General features: G+C 69.5%; 16 protein-coding genes and 3 pseudogenes. 12 read left to right on the top strand and 7 right to left on the bottom strand.

The features are described from left to right. Nucleotides 1-55: 55 nt before the first annotated feature. Nucleotides 56-831: pseudogene (locus QUE33_RS14405) on the top strand (enoyl-CoA hydratase-related protein). A gap of 101 nt (nucleotides 832-932) precedes the next feature. Continuing rightward, on the top strand, nucleotides 933-1,280 hold the full coding sequence (locus QUE33_RS14410; RefSeq protein WP_350226563.1) for a putative immunity protein: 348 nt from the start codon (nucleotides 933-935) through the stop codon (nucleotides 1,278-1,280). A gap of 196 nt (nucleotides 1,281-1,476) precedes the next feature. Here the strand turns inward: QUE33_RS14410 and QUE33_RS14415 are convergent, their stop codons facing one another. The 3 genes from QUE33_RS14415 to QUE33_RS14425 all read right to left on the bottom strand — a co-directional run bounded on the left by QUE33_RS14415 (nucleotide 1,477) and on the right by QUE33_RS14425 (nucleotide 3,107). Beyond that, nucleotides 1,477-1,920, bottom strand: coding sequence for a YdeI/OmpD-associated family protein (locus QUE33_RS14415; protein ID WP_286300914.1), 444 nt, complete (start codon nucleotides 1,918-1,920; stop codon nucleotides 1,477-1,479). A 201-nt stretch (nucleotides 1,921-2,121) separates the two neighbouring features. After that, nucleotides 2,122-2,571, bottom strand: coding sequence for an SRPBCC family protein (locus QUE33_RS14420; protein ID WP_286300916.1), 450 nt, complete (start codon nucleotides 2,569-2,571; stop codon nucleotides 2,122-2,124). Then, complete coding sequence (locus QUE33_RS14425) at nucleotides 2,571-3,107, bottom strand: MarR family winged helix-turn-helix transcriptional regulator (RefSeq protein WP_286300917.1); 537 nt, start codon at nucleotides 3,105-3,107, stop codon at nucleotides 2,571-2,573. Before QUE33_RS14425 ends, QUE33_RS14420 begins: the two co-directional genes overlap by 1 nt. Nucleotides 3,108-3,250: 143 nt before the next feature. On the opposite strand from QUE33_RS14425, the pseudogene QUE33_RS14430 reads away from it, so the two are divergent. The 5 genes and pseudogenes from QUE33_RS14430 to pntB all read left to right on the top strand — a co-directional run bounded on the left by QUE33_RS14430 (nucleotide 3,251) and on the right by pntB (nucleotide 9,844). Continuing rightward, nucleotides 3,251-4,025, top strand: a pseudogene (locus tag QUE33_RS14430) (electron transfer flavoprotein subunit beta/FixA family protein). A 2-nt stretch (nucleotides 4,026-4,027) separates the two neighbouring features. After that, nucleotides 4,028-4,996 carry an electron transfer flavoprotein subunit alpha/FixB family protein gene (locus tag QUE33_RS14435; RefSeq protein WP_286303175.1) on the top strand — a complete coding sequence of 323 codons (969 nt, stop codon included), beginning with the start codon at nucleotides 4,028-4,030 and terminating at the stop codon, nucleotides 4,994-4,996. Nucleotides 4,997-4,998: 2 nt separating this feature from the next. Then, nucleotides 4,999-6,768 (top strand): cytochrome b/b6 domain-containing protein, encoded by a 1,770-nt coding sequence (locus QUE33_RS14440; protein WP_286300918.1) that lies wholly within the window; start codon nucleotides 4,999-5,001, stop codon nucleotides 6,766-6,768. Nucleotides 6,769-6,905: 137 nt separating this feature from the next. Beyond that, complete coding sequence (locus QUE33_RS14445) at nucleotides 6,906-8,447, top strand: Re/Si-specific NAD(P)(+) transhydrogenase subunit alpha (protein WP_286300919.1); 1,542 nt, start codon at nucleotides 6,906-6,908, stop codon at nucleotides 8,445-8,447. Then, nucleotides 8,444-9,844 carry a Re/Si-specific NAD(P)(+) transhydrogenase subunit beta gene (gene pntB / locus QUE33_RS14450; protein ID WP_286300920.1) on the top strand — a complete coding sequence of 467 codons (1,401 nt, stop codon included), beginning with the start codon at nucleotides 8,444-8,446 and terminating at the stop codon, nucleotides 9,842-9,844. Before QUE33_RS14445 ends, pntB begins: the two co-directional genes overlap by 4 nt. 119 nt (nucleotides 9,845-9,963) lie before the next feature. Here pntB and QUE33_RS14455 read toward each other — a convergent pair whose 3' ends face one another. Beyond that, on the bottom strand, nucleotides 9,964-10,470 hold the full coding sequence (locus QUE33_RS14455) for a GNAT family N-acetyltransferase (RefSeq protein WP_286300921.1): 507 nt from the start codon (nucleotides 10,468-10,470) through the stop codon (nucleotides 9,964-9,966). Between the two features lie 119 nt (nucleotides 10,471-10,589). On the opposite strand from QUE33_RS14455, the gene QUE33_RS14460 reads away from it, so the two are divergent. The 3 genes from QUE33_RS14460 (at nucleotide 10,590) to QUE33_RS14470 (ending at nucleotide 13,387) form a co-directional block, all read left to right on the top strand. Further along, nucleotides 10,590-11,150, top strand: a complete 561-nt coding sequence (locus QUE33_RS14460; protein WP_286300922.1) for an acyl-CoA thioesterase — start codon at nucleotides 10,590-10,592, stop codon at nucleotides 11,148-11,150. Nucleotides 11,151-11,215: 65 nt separating this feature from the next. Further along, entirely contained in the window at nucleotides 11,216-11,869 is a 654-nt protein-coding gene (locus QUE33_RS14465) for a hypothetical protein (protein WP_286300923.1), read from the top strand. A 78-nt stretch (nucleotides 11,870-11,947) separates the two neighbouring features. Next, the gene (locus tag QUE33_RS14470) at nucleotides 11,948-13,387 is read left to right on the top strand and encodes a hypothetical protein (RefSeq protein WP_286300926.1); all 1,440 of its coding nucleotides are present in this window, start codon (nucleotides 11,948-11,950) and stop codon (nucleotides 13,385-13,387) included. On the opposite strand, the gene QUE33_RS14475 is transcribed toward QUE33_RS14470, so the two are convergent. Genes QUE33_RS14475 through QUE33_RS14485 form a run of 3 tightly spaced genes read right to left on the bottom strand, consistent with a single transcriptional unit; the run spans nucleotide 13,276 to nucleotide 15,124 of the window. Further along, nucleotides 13,276-13,881: a hotdog family protein gene (locus tag QUE33_RS14475; RefSeq protein WP_286300927.1), complete on the bottom strand. Its 606-nt coding sequence runs from the start codon at nucleotides 13,879-13,881 to the stop codon at nucleotides 13,276-13,278. The two genes, QUE33_RS14470 and QUE33_RS14475, sit on opposite strands and share 112 nt — an antisense overlap. Beyond that, nucleotides 13,881-14,429, bottom strand: a complete 549-nt coding sequence (locus QUE33_RS14480; protein WP_286300929.1) for a DUF4352 domain-containing protein — start codon at nucleotides 14,427-14,429, stop codon at nucleotides 13,881-13,883. Before QUE33_RS14480 ends, QUE33_RS14475 begins: the two co-directional genes overlap by 1 nt. Next, the gene (locus QUE33_RS14485) at nucleotides 14,426-15,124 is read right to left on the bottom strand and encodes a hypothetical protein (RefSeq protein ID WP_286300931.1); all 699 of its coding nucleotides are present in this window, start codon (nucleotides 15,122-15,124) and stop codon (nucleotides 14,426-14,428) included. The genes QUE33_RS14480 and QUE33_RS14485 overlap by 4 nt, the downstream gene beginning before the upstream one ends. 79 nt (nucleotides 15,125-15,203) lie before the next feature. Here QUE33_RS14485 and QUE33_RS14490 point away from each other — a divergent pair, with 79 nt between their 5' ends. Both QUE33_RS14490 and ddaH read left to right on the top strand, forming a co-directional pair. Further along, a complete protein-coding gene (locus QUE33_RS14490; protein ID WP_286300933.1) occupies nucleotides 15,204-18,908 on the top strand; it encodes a proline dehydrogenase family protein in 3,705 nt (1,234 codons plus the stop codon). 259 nt (nucleotides 18,909-19,167) lie between these two features. Then, nucleotides 19,168-20,048: pseudogene (gene ddaH / locus QUE33_RS14495) on the top strand (dimethylargininase). The last annotated feature ends 28 nt before the right edge of the window (nucleotides 20,049-20,076 follow it).

The raw sequence follows: 20,076 nt of genomic DNA on the forward strand, positions 1-20,076 counted from the left end.
CTCGGGCACCTGGAATACTGGAGGGGTCGCAGTGCCGCGGCTGAGGGAGTGACACATGGCTGATTACGAGACGATCCTTGTCGAGCAGCGAGGACGAGTGGGGTGGATCACCCTGAACCGGCCGGAGGCGCTCAACGCGCTGAACGGCCAGGTCTCCCAGGAGGTCGCCGCCGCGGCATCCGCCTTCGATTCCGACGAGAGCATCGGCGCGATCGTCGTCACCGGCTCCGAGAAGGCCTTCGCCGCCGGGGCAGACATCAAGGAGATGGAGTCCAAGACCGGTGCCGAGATGCTCGACACCGACCACTTCGGGGCCTGGACGCGCTTCGCCGCCGTGCGCACCCCCGTCATCGCCGCCGTCGCCGGCTACGCGCTGGGCGGCGGATGCGAGCTGGCGATGATGTGCGACATCATCCTCGCCGCCGACAGTGCCACCTTCGGCCAGCCCGAGATCAACCTCGGCGTCATCCCCGGCATGGGCGGCACGCAGCGGCTCATCCGCGCCGTCGGCTACTACAAGGCTGCGGAGCTCGTGCTGTCCGGCCGGCTGATCAAGGCCGACGAGGCCGAGCGCATCGGACTCGTGTCGCGTGTGGTGCCGGCATCCGATCTGCTCGACGAGGCGACGAAGCTGTCCGAGACCATCGCGTCGAAGTCGCTGCCGTCGCTGTACGCCGCGAAGGCGACGCTGGATGCCGCCATGGAGACCACCCTCGAGGCCGGGCTCACCGTCGAGAAGCGCGCGTTCGCCGCCCTGTTCGACACCGCCGACCAGAAGGAGGGGATGGCTGCCTTCCGCGAGAAGCGCCCCCTCACTTCCAGCACAGGTGATCGCGGTGACGACCGACACGCTTCCGGAGGACACCGACCTGACACTGTCGGAGGCCGATCGTCGAGAACTCGTGGAGTGGACCATCGCCTGCGCCGAGCGGATGCTGCCGCTGTTCTTCGCGGAACGGCCCGACGATGTGCGCCCGCGGGAGGCGCTGGATGCCGCGCGGGCGTTCCTGCGCGGGGAGATGACCATCGAAGCCGTGCGCGAGAAGGCGTTCGCCAGCCATGCCGCCGCCCGCGAGGCAGGAGACCCCGGAGCGCTGGCCGCGGCGCGGGTGTGCGGGCAGGCCGCAGCCGTGGCGCACATGGCCGGCCACGCACGGCAGGTGCCGCGGTACACGGCCAAGGCGTTCCCGGGCGATCGCTCCCGCCGTGACGAGGAGCTCGCCTGGCAGCGGATGAACGTACCCGACCGCTTCGACCGCTACGTGTACGACGGGGATTGAGGCCTGGCCCGGGCGCGAGACTTCTCCTGGGGTGCGAGACATCTCCTGGGGTGCGAGACATCTCCTGGGGCGCGAGACTTCTCTTGGGGCACGAGACTTCTTCGTAGGGTTGCGAGACTTCCTTTCGAGCACGAGACATGGCGCAGCGCAGCATGTCTCGTGCCCGAAGAGAAGTCTCAGCGGAGGGCGCCGGGCGTCAGCCTCGTAGATCAGCAAGGGCCTTCGCGAGGCGGCGCTCGCGGGTGGCATCCTGCTTCGCGTCGGCGATCAAGCGGGCGATCTCCTTGCGGCGCGAGTAGGACAGCGCGTCGAAGGCCGCTTTCGCGGTGGAATCGGATGCCAGGGCCGCGGCCAGTGCATCCGGAATCTGCACCGTTCGCTCGGCGGTATCGGAGGCGATGATCACGTCGATCTCGTCGCCCAGCTCCACAGCCATCTCGGCGCGGACGGCCTTGCTGAAGCCGATCAGGTTCTTCCCGCCCATGCGCGCCAGCCGCAGCCGCGCGGTGCGTTCGCCGATGGTCACGACGACCGGGAATGCCTTGGCCGTGCTCAGCTGCGCGACCTGATCGTCATCGAGCACGATCGCTCCCGCCGGCCCCATCGCCTCGAGTACCGTGTGCAGCTTCAGCTCGCTCATGTGGGTCAGCCTAACTTCGGCACCCCGATCGCGCGAGACTTCCTTCCAGCACGAGCCGGTGCTTCTGCTGGTGAGTCTCGTGCTGGAAGGGAAGTCTCGGGGTGGGTGGGGAACTCTCGGGGAACCTCGGGGCCTCGGGGAACCTCGGAACCTCGGGACCTCGGAGAACTTTGGGGCGGGGAGGAGCGGGCGGAGCGGTGCTCAGGAGAAGTGCGCGCTGATGGCGTCGTTGCGCTCGGTGATGACGCCGATCAGGTGGCGGCGCATCACCACGGCATCCACCAGCCGGCCCAGCGGGCCGAGCGGCGAGCGGAACTCGATGGTGTCGCGCATCAGCGTCCCGCCGTCGTCGGCGGCGAGGAACTCGTGCGTGTGCAGGAACGAACGGAACGGCCCGCGCGTCTGGCGGTCGCGGAATCGGTGCGGACGGTCGACGTCGAACACGATCGACGACAGGCGGAATCGGATGCCGAAATGCCGGGCGCTCCAGGTGACCTCGTCGCCCTCGCCCAGCATCCCGCTGGTGGTGCCGGCGACCGCGCGCTCACCGCGGGAGCTCTGGGATGCCAGGTGCAGTCCGACATCGAGCGACAGATCGAACACAGCCTTCGGAGGAGCCGCGACGATCCGCTCCAGGGTGAATGACGCCATCAGAGCGGATCGGGCACCGGACGCGGATCGGTGAAGTCGCCGGCATTCTTGCGCAGCCGCGCGACGATGCCCACGAGGGCAGTCGCGTCGTCGGCATCGATGCCCGGGTTGCTGAACACCTCGGTGTTCAGTGCACGCGTCGCCCGTTCGACCAGATCTCGGCCGGCATCGGTGAGCGTCAGCAGAGCCGCGCGGCCGTCGTGCGGATGCGGTTCGCGCAGCACCAGGCCGTCGCGCACCAGGCGCTCGGCGGTGCTCGTGACACTGGTCGCATGCACCTGCAGGCGGGCGACCACGCTCGACAGCGGCAGCGTTCCCTCCCGGCTGAAGGCCAGCAGGCGCAAGACCTCGTACCGCGCGAACGAGAGAGCGAAGGGCTTGAGCGCTGCATCCACCCTTGCCAGCAGCAGCTGCTGCGCGCGCATCACCGAGGTGACCACCGTCATGCCGTCTGCGGCATCCTCCCAACCGTGCGCGAGCCACTGCCGTTTCGCTTCGGCGAGCGGATCGATCGACAGAGGGCGGGGGCGGGCCATGGGACTACGTTATCCGTCAGCGACCGGGTTCGTGCGCGGAGCGCTGACACTCAGTATCATTACGATAGGTATTCAATTCCGTTCCGCGAGTCGAAGCGGCGGGACTCGCCCGACTACAATCGACACAGGCGCGAGGAGGCTCGATGAAGATCTATGTCCTGGTGAAAGAAGTCCCCGACACCTACGGCGACCGAAAACTCGATCTCGAGACCGGGCTGGCCGATCGTGCGGCCGGGGATGTCGTGCTCGACGAGATCACCGAGCGCGCTCTCGAGGTCGCGCTGACCTATGCGGGCAAGGATCCCGATACCGAGGTGGTCGCGCTGACGATGTCGCCGGAGTCGTCCACGGCATCCGTTCGTCGTGCTCTGGCGATCGGCGCCGGATCGGCGGTGCACATCGTCGATGAGCAGCTGCGCGGCGCTGACCTCAGCCTGACGGCCGAGACGCTCGCGGCCGCCATCCGCCGCGGTGAGCCCGACCTCGTGATCACCGGGAACCTCTCCACCGACGGCTCGGGCGGCGTGATCCCGGCGATGCTCGCCGAGCACCTCGGCTGGGCGCAGGCCACCGCGCTGAGCGCCGTCGAGATCTCGGCCGACCAGGTCACCGGAACCCGCGCCGGCGATGACGGCACCCAGCAGGTCACAGCGACCCTGCCCGCGGTCATCTCGATCACCGAGGCGCTTCCGGATGCCCGGTTCCCGAACTTCAAGGGCATCATGGCGGCGAAGAAGAAGCCCTCGAGGTGCTCTCCTCGCTGATCTGGGCGTCTCGGCCGATCCGGCCGACGCTCCCCACACGATCCTGACGGCGGTCTCCGAGAAGCCGCCGCGCGCCGCCGGAGTCAAGATCGTCGACGAGGGCGATGCCGCCGAACAGCTCGTCGAGTTCCTCGCGCAGAACAGGCTGGTGTGACCATGGGCTACCCCGAGAAGTCGATCCTCGTCCTCGTCGACGTCGACCCGAGCGGCAACGCCGCCAGCAGCACCGCCGCACTGATCGGTGCGGCATCGACGATCGGAGCGCCGGTCGCGCTGATCGTCGGCGGCACGCCGGAGGCCACGGATGCCGTGACCGCGGCCGGCGCGCAGGTCATCCTCACCGCCGCGGCCGACGCCACCGCGCTCACGGTTCCGATCGTCGACGCGCTGCAGGCCGCGTATCAGCAGGTTCAGCCGGATGCCGTGCTGATCTCCAACTCGATCAGCGGCCGTGACGCCGCCGGGCGTCTCGCCGTGCGCGAGAGGCTCGCCCTGTCCGTGGATGCCGTCGGCGTCTCCCGCGATGACGAGGGCATCGTCGCCCACCACTCCGTCTACGGCGGCTCGTTCCTCACGGATTCGGCCCCCACATTCGGCGCCCCGGTGATCACCGTCCGCCAGGGTGCGGTGGACACCCGAGCCGAGGCGACCACCCCGGTGGTCGAAGAGCTCGCCGTCACGGCATCCGGTGCCGTCGCAGCCACCGCCGGCGAGATCGCCGCCGAAGAGAAGACCTCCTCGCGCCCCGAGCTGCGCGGCGCGGCGAAGGTCGTCTCGGGAGGACGCGGACTGGGGTCGAAGGAGAAGTTCGAGCTCGTCGAGCAGCTCGCCGATGCGCTGGGGGCGGCTGTCGGAGCGTCGCGTGCCGCGGTGGATGCCGGATATGTCCCCTACGCGCACCAGGTCGGTCAGACCGGCGTCTCGGTGTCGCCACAGCTGTACATCGCGCTCGGCATCTCGGGAGCGATCCAGCACCGCGCCGGCATGCAGACCGCCAAGACGATCGTCGCGATCAACAAGGACGGCGAGGCACCGATCTTCGACGTCGCCGACTTCGGCATCGTCGGTGACGTGTTCACCATCGTGCCGCAGCTGATCGAGGCGATCGAAGCACGGAAGAAGTAACGATGGCGACCCGGATGCTGCGCCGCGGCCTGCCGCGGGTGAAGGGCGGCGAGGCCTGGCCTCCCGCCGTTGAGATCGAGGATGCCACCGCACCGGCGGCCGGCGCAGCGGAATCGCCGAGTGTCGCCGCCTCGCCGAGTGCGCCGGGAGCCGCCGAGAGCACGGGTGCTCTGCGCACGGAAGCCGTGCAGTCGACGGGATCCGGTGCCGCGGACGTCACGCCTGCGCCGGAATCGTCGACGACGGATGCCGCTCCCGCCCCGTCCGCGAGCACCGCCCCGTCCGCGAGCACCGCCCCGTCCGCGAGTGCCACGCCCGTCGCCCTGCGCAGGGGTCTCCCGCGCGTTGCCGGCGGAGAGCCCTGGCCCCCGGCATCCGCCGCCCCGACTGCACCCGTCGCTTCGCCGAGCGCACCGGAACTCGCTGAGAGCACGGCACCTCCGCGCGACGAAGCCGCGCAGTCGACGGCATCCGGTGCAGTCGACGCGCAGGGCGCCGCTGCCACGCAGACCGACGCCGCAGGCCGGGCCCCAGCCGCTGCGGCGTCCCCGGCATCCGGAACCGCCGCCGCAGGCGCCACGCTGCGCCGCGGTCTCCCGCGGGTCGCCGGCGGTGAGCCCTGGCCACCTGCGGGCTCGGCGCACATCCGCGCCACTTCTCAGCATCCGCTGCAGGAAACGATGGCGCCGTTGCAGGAAACTGCAGCGGATGCCGACGCACCCGCTGCCGACGCACCCACGTCCGCTGCGGTCGCGGTGGCATCCGCCAAGCCGGACGTCTCCACCCCGCTGCCGTTCACGCGCACGGTGTGGCAGGGCGCTGCGCCGCGCCACGCCGTGACACCGGAGCGCGAACCGTCGCGACTGCGACCGACCTGGCCGCAGGCCATCTCGGGGCTGCTGGCGCTGGCGGGGCTCGGGCTGCTCGCCGTCTCGGCCGTGTTCTTCGTCCGCGCCTTCCTCAGCACCCCGTTCATGCAGGACTTCCTGGCGACGTACCCCGGTGAGTACCACGTGGACGTCGAGCCCGGATTCGCACCATGGGTGGGCTGGCAGCACTTCTTCAACATGTTCCTGATGGTGCTGATCATCCGCTCCGGTCTGCGCGTGCGCACCGAGAAGCGTCCGACTGCATTCTGGACAGCACGCGGCAACGCCAAGAGCAAGATCAGCCTGACGCTGTGGTTCCACCAGGCGCTGGACGTGCTGTGGATGGTCAACGGCGTCGTCTTCGTGGTGCTGCTGTTCGTCACCGGGCACTGGCTGCGTCTCGTGCCGACCAGCTGGGAGGTCTTCCCGAACGCACTCTCGGCGGGCCTGCAGTACATCTCCTTCGACTGGCCGACCGACAACGGCTGGGTGAACTACAACAGCCTGCAGCAGCTGGCCTACTTCACCACGATCTTCCTCGCCGCCCCGCTGGCCGCCATCACCGGATTCCGGATGTCGGGACTGTGGCCGAAGAAGGCCGAGAAGCTGTCGAAGGCCTACCCGGTGGAGTGGGCACGCGCGCTGCACTTCCCGGTGATGCTGTACTTCGTGGCGTTCATCATCGTGCACGTCGCGCTGGTCTTCCTCACCGGCGCCCTGCGCAACCTGAACCACATGTTCGCCTCGCAGGGCTCGGTCGACGGCGTGCAGTATGCCGCGAACTGGACCGGCTTCGGGGTGTTCGTGCTCGCGGTCGTCGTGATCGCCGGAGGCTGGTTCGCTGCGCGGCCGCTGGTGCTCGCACCGATCGCGAAGCTGTTCGGGCAGGTGTCCGGACGCTGATCCGCAGTCTTTCCGTTCGCGCAAAGAACGGCGAATCTTGCACGGTCACAGAGCGGATTTCGGCGTGTTCCTTCGCGAGCGGTCAGTAGTCTGAGCGAAACGTGAACCCGGCGCCGTCGCCGGGTGGAAGGAACACGATGACGCAGATCGGAATCGTGCAGGAGGGGCCGGACGAGGCGCGGGTCGCCGCGACCCCGGCCACCGTGCAGACCCTGCAGAAGCTCGGCTACCAAGTGGTTGTGGAAGAAGGCGCCGGCGAGCGCTCGTCCTACCCGGATGAGGAGTACCGGCAGGCGGGAGCGCAGGTCGTCTCGGTGACGGATGCCTGGGCCAGCCCGGTCGTGCTGAAGATCAACGCGCCGACGGATGCCGAGATCGCCCGGCTCTCGGACGGTGCCACGCTTATCGCCCTGCTCTCCCCGGCGCTGCGGCCTGAGCTGGTCGAGTCGCTCGCGCAGCGCGGGATCACCGCTCTGGCCCTGGACGCGGTGCCGCGCATCTCGCGCGCCCAGTCGATGGACGTGCTCAGCTCGATGGCGAACATCGCCGGCTACCGGGCCATCGTCGAGGCCGCCCACGAGTTCGGGCGCTTCTTCACGGGTCAGGTGACGGCTGCGGGCAAGGTGCCGCCGGCGAAGGTGCTCGTTGCCGGTGCCGGGGTCGCCGGGCTCGCCGCCATCGGCGCGGCCTCCAGCCTCGGTGCGATCGTGCGTGCCACCGACCCGCGTCCCGAGGTCGCCGATCAGGTCTCCTCCATCGGCGGCACCTACATCCCCGTCGATGTCGAGGTGGAGAAGTCCGCCGACGGCTACGCCAAGGCGACCAGCGCCGACTACGACCGTCGCGCCGCCGAGATCTACACCGAGCAGGCCGCCGACGTCGACATCATCGTCACGACGGCGCTCATCCCGGGGCGCGCGGCGCCGCGTCTGATCACGGCATCCGACATCTCCCTCATGAAACCGGGCAGCGTGATCGTCGACATGGCCGCCGCGCAGGGCGGCAACGTCGAGGGCTCCGTCGCAGGCGAGCGCATCGTCACCGACAACGGCGTGATCATCCTCGGCTACACCGATCTCGCCTCGCGGCTGGCCGCCCAGGCATCGCAGCTGTACGGCACGAACGTCGCCAACCTCGTCGCCCTGCTCACGCCCGGCAAGGACGGCGCACTCACCCTCGACTTCGACGACGTCGTGCAGCGCTCGGTCACCGTTGTCCGCGACGGCGAGGTCACCTGGCCGCCGCCTCCGGTGCAGGTCGCGGCAGCTCCCACGGCATCCGCTCCGACGCAGGAGCCCACCGCCCTCGCCGAGCCACAGAAGATGTCCGCAGGACGCAGGATCGGGCTCATCGTCGTCGGCATCGCCGCACTGTTCGCGGTGAACGCCTTCGCCCCCGACCCGCTTCCGCAGCACTTCACCGTGCTGATGCTGTCGGTGGTGATCGGCTTCTACGTGATCGGTAAGGTGCACCATGCGCTGCACACGCCGCTCATGTCGGTCACCAACGCGATCTCGGGGGTGATCATCGTCGGCGCCATGCTGCAGATCACCGACGCGAATCCCGTGGTGCAGGTGATCGCCGCGGTCGCGGTGCTCGTGGCCAGCATCAACATCTTCGGCGGCTTCGCCGTCACCCGTCGAATGCTCAGCATGTTCACGAAGGGCGGCACCCAGTGACCGTCGACGCTCTCGCCGGGGCCGCGTACATCGTCGCCGCCCTGCTGTTCATCCTGAGCCTCGCCGGCCTCAGCCGCCACGAATCCGCCCGCGCCGGCGTGGTCTACGGCATCGTCGGGATGGCGATCGCCCTCGCCTCAACCCTGGCTCTGACGATCGCCGACGCCTGGGGAGGCAGCGGAGCCCTGCTGGGGCTGAGCCTGCTCGGGGCCGCCGTGCTCGTCGGCGCCGCAATCGGCCTGTGGCGGGCGCGGGTCGTGAAGATGACCGGGATGCCCGAGCTCATCGCCCTGCTGCACAGCTTCGTCGGTCTCGCAGCCGTGCTCGTGGGGTGGAACGGCCACCTCGCGCACGCCGCGATCCCGCCGCAGCTGGTCGACATCCACAACGCCGAGGTCTTCATCGGCATCTTCATCGGCGGTGTGACCTTCACCGGGTCCATCGTGGCCTACCTCAAGCTCGCAGCGAAGATCTCGTCGCGGCCGCTCATGCTGCCGGGCAAGAACCTGCTCAACGTGCTCGCACTTGTCGCGTTCCTGGTCTTCACGGTCTGGTTCGTGATCGATCAGCAGCTCTGGCTGCTGATCGCCGTCACCCTGCTCTCCTTCGCGCTCGGCTGGCACCTGGTGGCCTCGATCGGCGGCGGAGACATGCCCGTGGTCGTCTCGATGCTGAACAGCTACTCGGGATGGGCCGCGGCCGCAGCCGGATTCCTACTGAACAACGACCTGCTCATCGTCACCGGTGCGCTCGTCGGCTCCTCGGGTGCATACCTGTCGTACATCATGTGCAAGGCGATGAACCGGTCGTTCATCTCAGTGATCGCCGGCGGGTTCGGCATCGTGGCATCCGCTTCGGGCGACGAGGACTACGGCGAGCATCGCGAGACGAACGCCGAGGCGGCCGCCGACCTGCTCTCGCACGCGAAGACGGTCGTGATCACGCCCGGCTACGGCATGGCCGTGGCCCAGGCGCAGTATCCGGTCGCCGACCTCGTCGCCCGGCTGCGCGAGCGCGGTGTGGACGTGCGCTTCGGCATCCACCCCGTCGCCGGTCGCCTGCCCGGGCACATGAACGTGCTGCTCGCCGAGGCGAAAGTGCCCTACGACATCGTGCTGGGCATGGAGGAGATCAACGACGACCTCGCCTCGACGAGTGTCGTGCTGGTGATCGGCGCCAACGACACGGTCAACCCGGCCGCCGCCGAGGATCCGGGCAGCCCGATCGCCGGGATGCCGGTGCTGCGCGTGTGGGAGGCCGAGAACGTGATCGTGTTCAAACGCTCGATGGCCGCCGGCTATGCGGGCGTGCAGAACCCGCTGTTCTTCCGGGAGAACACGCGGATGCTGTTCGGCGACGCCAAGGAGCGCGTGGAGGACATCATCCGCGCGCTGTGACCCTCACCGCACACACCGACACACACACACGCCGAGACCCCTCACCAGCGCCGAGACCCCTCCTGAAACACGCGAATCAGGAGGGGTCTCGGCAACCAGGAGGGGTCTCGGCGGATGGATCAGCGGACGAAGCGGACCTCGGTGAGGGTCTCGCCGAGGAACGGCTCGGTGTGGGTGGCACCGTCGAGGGTGAAGCCGTTGCGCACATAGAAGCGGTGCGCACGGGGGTTGTCCTCCGCGACCCACAGGTACAGCGGCTCACCCTCGTCGACGGCGGCGTCGAAGAGCTGCTGGCCCAGGCCGGTGCCCTGGTACTGCGCCAGCAGATAGATGAAGTACAGCTCGCGCATCGCCGGGGCGTCCTTGTCGCGAGCGGGGCCGGAGCCCACGAAGCCGACGATCTCGCCGTCGACGAGGGCGGCGCTCATCTTGAAGTCGTCGCCCTGGCGGGCCCAGTTGGTCCACAGCTCGGCCATGCGGCGCGGGGAGATGCGCGCCAGTGCGGCCTTGCTGATCAGGTGGTCGTAGGTCTCATGCCAGGTCTGCGCATGCACGCGACCGAGGGCTTCCGCATCCACATCGCGGACCGGACGGACGATGATCTCGGGCTGGGCTTCGGCGCTCATGCCGTGACTCTACGCGCGCAGACCCACCAGGTGAAATCGGCCAGTAACGGACGGCGAGTTATGTAGCATCCGTCCAAAGAACTTGGGCGGTCTGTCGTGGATCACTACTATCGGCGACTGTGAATGTGATCTGGCGCACCCTTCTCATCATCGCCCGGGCCCGTCGTCGGATGCGCCGGGAAGGCGCTCTCGAATCCTCGGAGGTCGGCCGGATCAGCCTGACGACGCTCCCCACCGACCTCGACATCCTGCGGCACATGAACAACGGTCGCTATCTGTCGCTGTTCGACCTCGGGCGCTGGGATCTGCTCATCCGCACCGGTCTGTTCGACGCGATGAAGAAGCGCGGCTGGTACGCCGTCGTCTCCAGCGAGACCATCACCTTCCGCAAGTCGCTGCAGCTGTGGCAGCGCTTCGACATCGAATCGCGATTCGTCGGACACGACGAGAAGGCGATGTTCCTGGAGCACCGGGCGGTCGTGGACGGCGAGGTGTACGCCCGGGTGATCGTGCGGGCGCGGATGCTGCGCCGCAGCGGTGGCACGGTTCCGCACGACGAGCTGTTCGCGGCCGTCGGCACACCGGCGGGGATCCCGGACATCGACGACTGGATCCACGACTGGGCCACGGCATCCGCCCTGCCCTCCACGCGCAAGCCGGCGCCCAGCGTCTGGGGCTGACGCCGACATCACTGCCGTGAACCCTCCGCCGCTCTAAGCTGAGTTGCATCAACGAGGGGGAATCCATGTCGTACGATCCGTCGAACTCCGGTGAGCAGCCGCCCCGAGTCGTGCCGCCGCCACCCGCGTCGGAGCCGGTGCCGCCACAGGCGGACGCGGTACCGTCGCCGTCAGACTATGCGCCGCCGGCGCCTCCGACGCAGCCACCCGGCTACCAGCCGCCGGGGGCCGGCTACGCTCCGCCGGGCTACCAGGCGCCGGCGCAGCCCGGCTACGCGCAGCCCGGCTACGCGCAGCCCGGCTACGTACAGCCCGGGCCCGCACAGCATCCGGGCTACCAGCCGACCACCCAGCAGCCCGGCTACCCGAATGCGCCCGGTCAGCCGCCGTACGTGGGCTACTCCGCGCCGCGGGCACTCACTCCGCAGGGCTACCCGGTCGCGTCCTATCCCGGGTATGCGGGCGCGGGTTACGCGCCGCCGTCGCCTGGTGTCGGCGGCCTCGCGATCGCGGCGATCATCGTGTCGGGAGTCGCGTTCCTGGCCGGATGGATGCCGGTCATCGGCGTGGTCCTGGCGCTCGCCGGGCTTCTGCTCAGCATCTTGGCCGTGCGTCGCCAGTCAGGCCGGGTGCTCGGGATCATCGGCATCGTGCTGTCGTCGCTGGCGCTCGTCACCAGCCTGTTGATGACGATCGGGCTGTTCGCCACCTTCCGGTGAGCGCGGAACCCCGGTGAGCGACGAACCCTCGGTGAGCGACGACCTTCTCGGGAGAGGAGCAGGACGACCGTGCTGACGATGCTGCGGACCACGGGCCGAGCGGTGCTGCGGCACTGGCCCGCGATGCTGGCGTGGTACCTCGGCGGCGTCCTGGTGCACTACGTCATCGTGCAGGTGGCCGGCGTGGTCGGCGCGCACTCGGCCACCATCGGATTTCTCATCCTGCCGCTGGCCATCCTCGCGCGGCTCGTCAGCTACGTGGCGATGTTCCTGGTGCTGAGAGACGGCCTGCGCGAGCTGACCGCCATCGCTCCGCTGCCCGAGTCGGCGGCGGCGCGTCGGGGAACCTTCCTCACGGCACTGCTCACCGGCATCCTGCCGTTCTTCGCGGTGTACTGGGGTCAGGGGCTTCTGGGCGAGGACGTGGTGGCGTACTCGGCGCGCGCCCTGCGCGAGCGCACGGACATCATCTGGATGAGCGTGTTCGAGACCGGCCAGCCGCTGGACGACACCGACCGGGTGCTGAACCTGCCGCTGAACCTGTGGACGGCGGCGATCATCGTGGTCGCCTTCGCAGCCCGGTGGACGTGGACGAAATGGCAGCAGCGCATCCCGGGATGGGTGTCGCCGATCGCGGTGTACCTCGAGGTCGTCTGGGTGTTCTTCTCGGTGATGGTGATCGGCGACCTCACCGATCGGGTGAAGGAATGGGTCGACTCGCGGGCGGCGATGGCCTGGCTGGAGCAGATCCGCGAGGGGGTGCTCACTGCGATCGCACCGCTGCGCTGGGCCTGGGATGGGATCGGCTGGGCGATCGGCGAGGCCGGCCCGATCCTGCTCTCTCCGCTGGCCTGGCTCACCGTCGGCGGAGTCGTCTACGGGCAGGCGATCGTCGCGGAGAAGCTGCGTCTCGAGAACGAGATGCTTGCCACGCTGCGCGAGCACGCCGCCGTCATTCCGAACCCGCTGATGCGCCGGCTGAAGGATCTCGGCGACGAGCTGGGATCGCGTTTCGTGCCGATCGGACGCGCCCTGCTGCTGATGTGGCGGGCGGGGCCGGTGCTGATCGCATCGTACGCGCTGCTGCACGTGGCGGTGAAGACCCTCGAGACCTATCTGCAGTACGGTGCCTCGCGACTGGTCGGCCCGCACGAGCTGATGTTCTGGAGCATCGTGCTGCCCCTGGTGTCGCTGGTGCCGCTGCTGCTGACCGAGCCGGTGCGCGTCGCAGTGATCGCCGGCGCGTACGACGCGACGCTCGGGCGCCTGCGCACGCGGCAGCAGCAGCGTGCCGACGCCGGTGACATCTCGCAGGGCGAGGCGGATGCCAGGGCCGTCGCGGATGCTGCGGGAGTGCTGCCGGATGCCGTGCTCGAAGCCGGCCGGGAACCTCAGACGACGAGCGGTCAGGGATCGATCGAGAATCTGACGAACCGGCCGTCGCCGACCGGGTCCACCTCGAGCCAGAAGGGCCCCTCCACGTCGGAGGGAACCACGAACGCGACGGTCAGCGAGTAGGGCTGCGCGGATTCGGGATCGTCCTCATCCGCCAGGCTGCTGATGCACCTCTCCGGTTCGTCGGAGTTGTAGGGGATGCCGATCTCCGAGCGCATCGGCGTCCACTCCCTGCCGGTGCTCTGCTGCACGAGCACCGGCGGCTCGCAGGACACCGCCCGCCCCTCGGGCGCGACCGGGACGATGGCTGCCAGCAGGCGGGTGCCCTCGGGCATGTCCATGCCGCTGGTATCGGCGATCTCGCCGCTGCGCACCGGGCCCCAGGCGGCACCGCTCAACTCCACGGTTCCCTGGTCGGGAACGACGACCGGGGTGACCTTGCGCATGCCGTACCCGAAGTACGAGTACCACTCGTTCGCGCCCACGCCGAGGCCGACTGCGGGCGCGAGCAGCACCAGCGCGATCAGCGCCAGCCGGTTGGTGCGCCACCAGCCGGGTCGGTGCGGCGCATCGGCTCCGGCTGCGACTGCGGATGCCGGCGGTGTCGGCACGGTCATCAGCGCGCCCAGCCCGTCTCTGGAAGGGCGACCTCGTTCTCGATCGGGATGTCGTCCAGATCGATGGGCACCTCGATGAGGCCGTCGTACCGGGCATCGGGCGGAATGCCCAAGCGTAGTGCGGCGGTTCCGGTGAGCGCGTCATCGGGCAGCTCGAAAGCCAGGCCGCCGCGTCTCATCACCCCGGTCACGAGACGCTGCTGGTAGAACGTGTCGGCGCGCTCGGTCGCGCGGAACGTGCGCTCGCCGATGATCAGTTCGGCGAAGCCGAGCCGGGCTGCGTACTGGGAGTCCCGTGCCGCGGCATCCACGTCGACGACGAGCCAGGTGCCATCTGCCGACCATCCGCTCGCCGACGTCACGGTGCGCGCGGCGCGCACATCGGTCACCGTGAGGGTGAGGTTGCGGGTGGTGGCCGCTTCGCCGACCGTTGTGCGGGTGATGAAACTCGCCTCCGACGATCCGTCCGGAAGCGCCACGGCGTTCAGCACCCATGCACCGGCGAGCAGCACGGCAGTGAGCCCCCAGGGCATGAGCTTCGACGTCACGATGCACCCCCATCGGAATCCGTGGCGACCTCGCGCACGGCGGCGGTCAGGTGAGCGCCCACGGTCACGTCTTCCCAGATGTCCACTCCGCGCTGCACGTTCGTTCCCACGCGGTGCGTGGAGGCGGGCAGGGTGAGAGCGAGTTCGTCCCCATCGCGCAGGTCGTCGGAGCCCACGACCCAGGCCAACTCCAGACGGGTCGGCACATCCGGCTGCAGGGTGGTCACCGGGCTGCCGTCGGCACGGGAGATCGCCGGCTTGGCGTCGATCCCCTCCACCCGGATGCCGTCGACCACGGGCGAGGTCGTGCTGAGCGAGGTGGCCAGCCGCGGCTTGTCGAAGGTGTTCACCACGTCCACGATCACCGCGAGCACCCGCTCGCCCTTCTCCCGATCCGGGAAGACCGACGTGGTGCCGCGTTCCGACCGCAGCTCCACGCCCTGCACCGTCAGCTGCAGATCGGAGCCGGAGTACGCTTCGCCGATCGCCACCGTCGGAACGGGTGGGGGCGGCACTTCCTCCAGTCCGCCGAAACCGGCCGTCGCCGCCAGCAGCACTCCGCCGCCGGCGGTGAGCAGCCATGGCGTCGGGATCAGGCTCGCCATGCGTCGCACTCGGGTGAGCAGGGTCCGCTCAGGCACAGCCGCGGGCTCAGGCACGGCCGCGGACTCGGGCGAGGACGAAGCGGCGGTCACGAGATCAGCATAGGGCGAATCGCCGCGCCATCAGCGGGATCACCTGACCACCGGGCGGTCCGCGGCATACCCTGGGAACATGCCTGATCAGCCGTCTGTCGCACCCGGGGCACGTCTGGAGGACGCCGCCGTCGAACTCGCACGCCGGTGGGTGCAGCAGGAGGCATCCATTCCGGTCGACCCGGCCGCCCAGCGTCTGGCCGGAGTGCTGCACGACCCGAACGGGCTGCCCTTCACCCTCGGCTTCATCGACGGCGTGATGCGCCCCGAGAGTGCATCCGCCGCCGCATCCAACCTGCACCGGGTCGCCCCGCTGGCACCCGCGTTCCTGCCCTGGTATCTGCGCGGCGTCGTGCGGGTCGGCGGCGGCATCGCCCCCGCCCTGCCGCTGCCCACCGTCCCGATCGCGCGGCGCGTGCTGCGCGAGATGGTCGATCATCTCGTCGTCGATGCGCGCCCCGACAAGCTCGGTGCCGCGCTGGAGCGCATCCGCCGGCCCGCCGCTGATCCCGCCGACGCGGACGAGGCGGCACGGGCGCCGAGACTGAATCTCAACCTGCTCGGCGAGGCAGTGCTCGGCGAAGCCGAGGCGAAGAGACGGCTCGACGGCATCCACGAGCTCATCCGCCGCGACGACGTCGACTACGTCTCGGTGAAGGTCTCGGCGATCATGAGCCGCATCTCGATGTGGGCGTTCGACGAGGTCGTCGACGAGGTCGTCGAACGGCTCACCCCGCTCTACCTGACCGCTTCGGCCGATGAGACGTTCATCAACCTCGACATGGAGGAGTACAAGGATCTCGATCTGACCATCGCGGTGTTCACGCGGCTCCTCGAGGACCCGCGACTGAAGCACCTCGAGGCCGGCATCGTGCTGCAGACCTATCTGCCCGACGCGCTGCCGGCGCTGCGCGAGCTGACCGCGTGGGCGCGGGATCGGGTGCAACACGGCGGCGCGCCCATCAAGGTGCGCTTGGTCAAGGGCGCGAATCTCGCCATGGAGAAGGTGGATGCCGTGATGCACGGCTGGACGCAGGCTCCCTACGGTTCCAAGCTCGACACGGATGCCAACTACCTGCGCTGCCTGGACGAGGCGCTCCAGCCGCGCAACGTCGCGGCGGTGCGCATCGGCGTCGCCGGACACAACCTGTTCGACATCGCGTTCGCCTGGCTGCTCGCCGGGGAGCGCGGGGTGCGCGAGCAGGTGGAGTTCGAGATGCTGCTCGGCATGGCGCAGGCGCAGGTGGCCGCCGTCTCGCGCACCGTCGGCCCGGTGCTGCTGTACGTCCCTGTGGTGCACCCGCACGAGTTCGATGTGGCGATCAGCTACCTCGTGCGCCGCCTGGAGGAGAACGCGTCCACGTCGAACTTCCTCTCCGCGGCGTTCGATCTCGCCGCCGACCCCTCGCTGTTCGAACGGGAACGGCTGCGCTTCGTCGACTCGGTCAGCAGAGCCCGCGACCAGTCCCTGCAGATCGGACCGCGCCGCACGCAGGACCGCACCGCACCCGTGCACGAATCGGTGCGCCCGCGAACCCGGCCGAGATCCGAGACCGAGGACCTCACCGGGCTCGTGCTCGACATCGCACGCGGCTCCTCCGGCGAGGACGTGGACAACGATCCCTTCCTGCAGACGGCGGTCTACTCGCGTCAGGAGATCGTCGGCTCCGCGGCCGGTGCGCCCGGCTTCGCGAACACCCCCGACAGCGACCCCGCACTCGCGGCCAACCGGGAGTGGGGTCGCGGGATCCTCGCGCGGATCGCCGCCGCGGACGGTCCGGACGGCAGCAGAGGTGGCGATGCGCTCGGCGCCGCGACCCTGCGCGCCGCCCGCATCGACGACGAGCGGATGCTGCAGCAGACCATCGCGTGCGTGCGCGCCGCGGCATCCGAGTGGGGGAGCCGCCCGGCATCCGAGCGGTCGGAGGTGCTGCTGCGCGCGGCCGCGGCACTGTCCGGGCGCCGCGCCGATCTCATCGAGGTCGCGGCGGTCGAGACGGGCAAGACGCTCGCCGAGGGCGACGTCGAGGTGAGCGAGGCCGTCGACTTCGCCTCGTACTATGCCGCCACCTGCCGGGAGCTGGACGGCGTCGCAGGCGCCCGCTTCGAACCGGCCCGCGTGACCGTGGTCACCCCGCCGTGGAACTTCCCGATCTCCATCCCCGCCGGCGGTGTGCTCGCCGCACTCGCTGCGGGATCCGGTGTCGTCTTCAAACCTGCCCCGCAGGCCCGGCGGTGCGCCGCCGTCATCGCCGAGGCTCTCTGGCAGGCGGGCATCCCGCGCGACGTGCTCGTGCTCGCCGATGTGGAGGAGGGGTCGCTCGGGCGGCAGCTCATCTCGCATCCGGATGTCGATCGCGTGATCCTCACCGGGTCATGGGACACGGCGGCGCTGTTCCGCTCCTGGCGAGCCGATCTGCCGCTGCTGGCCGAGACCAGTGGCAAGAACGCCATGATCATCACTCCGACGGCCGATCTCGACCTGGCCGTCGCCGACCTGGTCAAGAGCGCGTTCGGGCACGCCGGGCAGAAGTGCTCCGCCGCGTCGCTGGTGATCCTGGTGGGCGCTGCCGGGCGATCCAAGCGCTTCGCCCGGCAGCTGGTGGATGCCACCCGGTCGCTGCGCGTCGCCTGGCCCGCCGATGCGCAGGCGGAGGTCGGACCGGTGATCGAGAAGCCGACGGGCAAGCTCGCCTGGGCGCTCTCGCAGCTGGAGGGCGAGGAGAAGTGGCTGATCGAGCCGAGGTCGCTGGACGAGACCGGGCGGCTGTGGAGCCCCGGCATCCGCGTCGGGGTGCAGCCGGGCTCGCGCACGCATCTGGAGGAGTTCTTCGGTCCGATGCTCGGCGTCATGCACGCCCCGAACCTCGCTGCCGCGATCGAACTGCAGAACGCCGTCGCCTACGGGCTCACCGCTGGACTGCACACCCAGGATCCCGCCGAGCTGGCGCTGTGGCTGGATCGGGTGCAGGCCGGCAACCTGTACGTGAACCGCGGCATCACCGGCGCCATCGTGCAGCGGCAGCCCTTCGGTGGCTGGAAGCGCTCGTCGGTCGGCCCCGGAGCGAAGGCGGGCGGTCCGAACTATCTGATCGGCCTCGGTTCGTGGCGGTCGCAGCCGCGCGGAAAGTCGTCGAGCACCCTGCATCTGCGCGGGCTGGATGTGCGGATCTCGGGGCTCATCGAGGCGGCCCAGTCCTCGCTGGACTTCGACTCCTTCGAATGGCTGCGGCAGGCCGCGCTGGCGGATGCCGTGGCCTGGGATCGCGAGTTCGGGCAGGTGCGCGATGTGTCCCAGCTCGGGGTGGAGCGCAATCTGCTGCGGTACCGTCCGGTGGCCGTCTCGGCGCGGGCGACGGCGGATGCGGGGCTGCACGAGGTGCTGAGGGTGGTGCTGGCCGGCATCCGCTCCGGTGCGGACTTCTTCGTCTCGGTGCCCGACGGCGTGCCCGCCGGAGTGCGGGCGGAGCTCGGTGCGCTGGGTGTGCCCGTGTCTGTGGAGAGCGATGCGGAGTGGATCGAGCGGATGCAGAGCCGCGGCGAGCCTGCGGAGGGCGCCGTGCGTCCGGGGCGGGTGCGCCTGATCGGCGGGCGGGATGCGGTGGCCGAGCTGCACCGCACGCTGGCAGAGGCCGTGGACGGCGACCCCGACCTGGCCGTCTACGACGATGAGGTGACCTCGGCGGGGCGTCTGGAGCTGCTGCCGTTCGTGCACGAGCAGGCCATCTCGATCACCGCGCACCGCTACGGCAACCCCGACCCCTGGAGTGCCGAGGTCATCTGACTCTCACTCAGGTCGCAATGGTTGTCGCTGCGGTCGCGTCTGGGCGGCAACCATTGCGACCTGGACCGTAGGAGCCACCGAATCCGACGGATGAGCCTGCGGCCTGACGCGATTTTCGGTGGGTTGCTGGCATCGCGGACGTCCGGATGCAAAAATATAGCTGGCGTGCCTGTGTCGCATCTTCCCCGCCTCGGTGTGGGTCGAACTTCCGCCGGGCCCCTGGACAGCGTCCGCCGCACCTTCCCAGAGGAGCACACACATGTCCACGCCTCAGACCGCGACCCTTCGACAGGCCGAGGGGACCCGCAAGGCCCACCACCGCCGCTACCTGATGTGCCGGCCCGAGTACTTCACGGTCGACTACACGATCAACCCGTGGATGGACCCGGCCGCGCCCACCGACACCGCCAAGGCCGTCGCGCAGTGGCAGAAGCTGCACGACCTGTACCTGGAGCTCGGTCACGAGGTCGAGCTGATCGAGCCGCTGCCCGGCTACCCCGACATGGTGTACACCGCCAACGGCGGATTCACGATCGACGGCAGGGCGTACGTTCCGGAGTTCTACTTCGAACAGCGCCAGGGCGAGTCGCCGGCCTTCGCCGAGTGGTTCCGCGAGCACGGCTTCGACACCGTGCTGCCGAAGGAGGTCAACGAGGGCGAGGGCGACTTCCTGCTCGCCGGTGACGTGATCCTGGCGGGCACCGGTTTCCGCTCCGCCGGCGACAGCCACCGCGAGGTGCACGAGATCTTCGACCGCGAGGTGGTGTCGCTGACCCTCGTCGACCCGCGCTTCTACCACCTCGACACCGCGCTCACCGTGCTCGACCCGGTGCAGGGCGTGCAGAACGGCGGCCCGGAGCACGCCAACATCGCCTACCTGCCGAACGCCTTCGACGAGGCCTCCCAGAAGATCCTGCGGGAGCGCTTCCCCGACGCGATCCTCGTCGCCGACGAGGACGGTGCCGTGTTCGGTTTGAACTCGGCATCCGACGGGTACAACGTGATCATCTCACCGCGCGCGACGGGCTTCGAGAAGCAGCGCGCGAGCGCGGCTACAACCCGATCACGGTCGACCTCTCCGAGCTGCTGCTCGGCGGCGGCGGCATCAAGTGCTGCACGCTGGAGCTGCGCGGCGCCTGACGCTCGCCCCCATCCGCCGAGACTTCCT

Source organism: Microbacterium suwonense, assembly GCF_030296555.1.
In the GTDB taxonomy this organism is placed as follows: Bacteria; Actinomycetota; Actinomycetes; order Actinomycetales; family Microbacteriaceae; genus Microbacterium; species Microbacterium suwonense.